This is a genomic window from Xenorhabdus sp. PB62.4, assembly GCF_014467285.1.
Lineage (GTDB): Bacteria > Pseudomonadota > Gammaproteobacteria > Enterobacterales > Enterobacteriaceae > Xenorhabdus.
The window spans coordinates 1-3946 of the sequence record NZ_NKHR01000044.1; the positions used below are offsets into that span (position 1 = coordinate 1).

The window sequence follows — 3946 nt, forward strand, 5'->3', positions numbered from 1 at the left end:
TAGTCTTGCCGAATTTGTCCTGACAATGGATATGGAAAGAATGCTTGCCGAGATCGATACCAATAAGGGTGACGTTTTGCATGATGGACTCTCCAGAAAAAATACTCTATAAAGAGTATGGTTCACAGGGTGGGGAAGACCATCTCATTAACTCCCGTAGCCTGCAAGGGAGTGCATACCATGCGGTACATCTGCGCACTTTTGGAAGCAGATATCATTGGACACCTAACCCATCGTCTGGTGATGAAAGTCTCCAGGTTTCGTTGTGCACCGGCTTATCATTCAGGCAGAGCAATAGTCCCTGCCACAATCACAATTTGTTCTATACGATTTTTACCTATGCTTTGATTAATGCACGATAAACGTCCCGAAAACTGCGCGGCGTCACTTGCGTTAAAGCGAAGCGATTACCAAGTGACGCCGCAGGGCGGCCAACGTCCAGAGCACGTCCGGTCTGGCTTTACGACTGATTTGATCCACGAATTACTCAGAGTCACCCGTTATTTCGGGCATTCTCTGATCCTAATCCACTTTATTCGGTTGTTTTTTAACCTGACGCCTGACAACAGGCTGATGCAGTAAAAAGGAAAAATCACACCACGTCACGATTAATGAGGCGTTCATCCTGACTGATATCAGGCGCTGAACGGGGAGTAAACCATCGCCGTGCCTGGCTTGCACGTAGCGAACTCCTGCAAAAACTCAACACAATGCCTCTCTGCTACACATTATCTGACGCACCACGGAACGGTGAACCTGACCGACACGCAGAGAATGTTTTTTAATGATTAAAATTAGTTTGAAAATCACAGGGGAAATGCGGACAGCGAAGCGATCACGAACGAGAATAAACAATAAAGACTGATTTAGCCGTCCGTATTCTCCCCTGAATTTGTGCGCTCATGAGGAGAGTTATAGCCGTTACACTTAGTCGTTCAGTTATTGAGTAAGCTAAAATAATCAGTTAAAGTATTCCCGCCATTAGCACAACCTAATGGTCAAGGTTTAGCAGCCTTGTGCGCTTATACACTGGTAAGATGTTTTACCAGTGTGCCTGCATTCGCCTTTTCTATGGCGATTCAGGTGGGGGAGACTCACGTCTCGCCGGAGTAAGCGCCGGTCTGCTAACCCTGTCTGAATCGCCACCATCAATATTAATTAATGGAAAGGGGTAGCAGGAATGAATAACAACGTTAGAAATGACTGGCATCAGGCCGATATTATCGCTGCATTACGTAAACGCGGTACAACCTTAGCGGCGGTTTCTCGTGAAGCAGGACTCAGTTCATCAACACTGGCAAATGCTTTCAGCAGGCCGTGGCCGAAAGGCGAATGGATCATTGCTGATTATCTCGGCATCCACCCTTCTGAAATCTGGCCGAGTCGTTATTTCGATAGTTATGGCCGATTGATTGAGCGTAAAGTCCGCAATAAGCCACAGGAATAACCCGCTTTAATTTGTGATCGACTTTGTAAAAATGAATATTTTTTATATCAAGCCCTGAGATTAAAATGGCAACTAAATTTGACCATTTTTCACCCTCACGGCTTTTTTACTTTAAGATAATCAAAAATCACACAATAAGTGATATAAATAAGCAAAATCAGACAGATATAAAAGAAAAAGTAAGCAAAAAAATCCGGGGGCATTAAAAGGGGCATAAAAGGAAAGTGTGGTTATAGACTTTGATTATTCAACAAGTTATAACATTTTTCTATTCCGCCTCCGGCACCAAAATTTTAAAGCTAATTTGTTGAATACTATCAGGTACTTAACAAGTAAGTTAAAATTTAGGGCTGTTAAGAAAAGGTTAAACAATTGGTAGCCTGGTTTGTACGCTCAATGTTTAAAAAAGCCGTAAATTAAAGAATACAGAGTGCCTGCATTTGCAAGCACTCTTTTTTCGTTCAAGGTAATGATTTCAGTAATTGATTCTGATGTCGAGTCAGGTAAAACTTCATGGATACCGGATCAAAATTAACGCTTTTTTGACACCATCATGTTGATACAGGGCAACTCAATCAATCCCCCTCCTCCTCATCCTGATTGATACTCGCCCTGTTTTTTTACGTGACGCTATCCCTATTACACCGATAGATCCAGATATAACGCCAGCTCACTCTCCAGTGTTTTGCCCGCAACTTCCATATCAATATACTCCATTGTCGTCGCCAGACTGCGGTGCCCCAGCAGGCTTCTGACCAGTTGCAGATTACGATCCGGCGCTTTCATCAGCTCTGTGGCCAGCGTATGACGAAAACGGTGAGGAGAAACAGCAAAGCCGCACTCTTTGGACAACCGATTGAAAAAAGAACGAATGTGTTGCTTTTCTTTATCGTAATTGTACTGGTAACGGGTCATCCTGCCGTGATAACGAAAGCCCAGACGGGTTAAGTCAAACAGCGGATCGTCGTCTTTCGCCCCACAGGCTCTCGCCCGTTCAACCAGCTGTGCCAGCCGGGGTCTGAGTTGCCGGATCATCGGTACCCGCCACTCACTGTGGTTTTTGCTGCCTTCGGTACGCAGTTCAATATAATGGCCTTCCAGATTGATATCCCGCAAGCGAAGATGCAGTAACTGGTTCTGGCGCATGCCCGTTAACCGGAACGTATCCAGTACGGTCAGCCAGTACCCTGTCGGGTACAATGCAAGCGCCCGCCCCGTGGAGCCACCTGCGCGCGCTCCTCTGCTTCATATTGCCCCATCAGCAGATAGAGACGGATGATCTGAGATTTGCTCAGAATTTTCTTCTTTTTCTTCTCTTTTTTCACTGCGGTATCGTTGAACGGATTTTCCGTGTGTGGCAGGAGTTTTCGTTCCATGCCGAAATTAAAAATGGCCCGCAGGTGAGACACCTTATTGTTCCAGGTATGGCCGGACTGTTTTTTCTCCACTAACGAATGACGCCGCCAGCGCAGTACATCCCGGTGTGTGATTTGCTCCGGTAATACCGTTACCGGATAAACACCCGTTTCACTTTGCTGTAGCTCCACTCAGAGGACGGGCGTAACATATGCGAGAAAAAATATTCCTCCAGTAACTCATCCCAGCCCATTTTGACTTCGGTTCCGTGCATCATCTTTTTCCTGTTATCAACAACTCATCAAGACGGCCTGCCGATATCGTCAGCAGCCAATAAATCACCAAAAAACAAATAACTATTTGAAATGATTTCATTGTTAATATCATGATGACTGACTCCCTGCGGAAGCAACGCTTTTGGGCTTTTTGCGGGTGTGTTTGGATAATTTCAAATCGATATGATTATCATTTACATTAATTTGCTCTGAAACTTCATCATTTGATTGAAATAATGACAATAACGTCTGTGTATCATCGCAGACAGGCGGTTCAGCTGTAGGTACGGGAGATGGAGAATCCCCATCCGAGTCGGTTGATACGGATACCGCCACCGGCGGCTCAGAAGACACAGCCAGTTTCAGCAACGGGGATTGCACTTGTGTGGCCGCTTCCTGAAGCAGTGAACCCATTAACGGCACTGTAGAGGGATGCCCACCCAGCTGTAAGATCAGACAATGCCATGCCTCCGGCACCAGATACAACCAGCTCACCGCCTCTTCCGGCAGTAAACGGGCAGCCATCATCGCTTCCAGTGGTGCTGGTGAGACTGTCTGGGAGACCCGAAACCGGAAACGGAAGCGACGCTCGGGTGTCCACCATCCCGGCTGCCAGTAATGCCCGTCTTCCAGTTCCCCCTCAAGCTGCCGCAACAACGGCAGGTGGTAAAACAACGCCGCCCAGAACACCACGGCCTGCCATAAGACACTCTGTGCTGCCTGCATTTCTGGTGCCACACTCGGCGGTAACAAATGCCCCTTCGCCAACCGCACGGCACAGGTGGTAAATTGCAGTGTCAGGTCAGTAAATCCGCCACTGCCTGACCACTCCCCCTCTGGGGCGGCGGGTACCTGCTGAACGCTGCCC

Annotated in this window: 4 protein-coding genes and 1 pseudogene; 2 read left to right on the forward strand and 3 right to left on the reverse strand. The window is 47.1% G+C overall.

Features of this window, described 5'->3' with window-relative positions:
* Positions 1 to 80 precede the first annotated feature (80 nt).
* Complete coding sequence (locus tag Xenpb_RS18415) at positions 81 to 362, forward strand: hypothetical protein (RefSeq protein ID WP_187655611.1); 282 nt, start codon at positions 81 to 83, stop codon at positions 360 to 362.
* A gap of 160 nt (positions 363 to 522) precedes the next feature.
* On the opposite strand, the gene Xenpb_RS18420 is transcribed toward Xenpb_RS18415, so the two are convergent.
* The gene (locus Xenpb_RS18420) at positions 523 to 681 is read right to left on the reverse strand and encodes a hypothetical protein (protein ID WP_187655612.1); all 159 of its coding nucleotides are present in this window, start codon (positions 679 to 681) and stop codon (positions 523 to 525) included.
* Positions 682 to 1180: 499 nt separating this feature from the next.
* On the opposite strand from Xenpb_RS18420, the gene Xenpb_RS18425 reads away from it, so the two are divergent.
* Positions 1181 to 1447 (forward strand): helix-turn-helix transcriptional regulator, encoded by a 267-nt coding sequence (locus tag Xenpb_RS18425; RefSeq protein ID WP_187655613.1) that lies wholly within the window; start codon positions 1181 to 1183, stop codon positions 1445 to 1447.
* A 639-nt stretch (positions 1448 to 2086) separates the two neighbouring features.
* On the opposite strand, the pseudogene Xenpb_RS18430 reads toward Xenpb_RS18425, so the two are convergent.
* Positions 2087 to 3077: pseudogene (locus Xenpb_RS18430) on the reverse strand (tyrosine-type recombinase/integrase).
* 109 nt (positions 3078 to 3186) lie between these two features.
* Positions 3187 to 3946: TraI domain-containing protein (locus Xenpb_RS18435; RefSeq protein ID WP_187655614.1), on the reverse strand; the 760-nt coding region annotated here is incomplete at its 5' end.

Coding starts and splice junctions, on each gene's coding strand:
- Xenpb_RS18415 (WP_187655611.1), top strand. CDS start 81: ATGATGGACTCTCCAGAAAAAATACTCTATAAAGAGTATGGTTCACAG.
- Xenpb_RS18425 (WP_187655613.1), top strand. CDS start 1,181: ATGAATAACAACGTTAGAAATGACTGGCATCAGGCCGATATTATCGCT.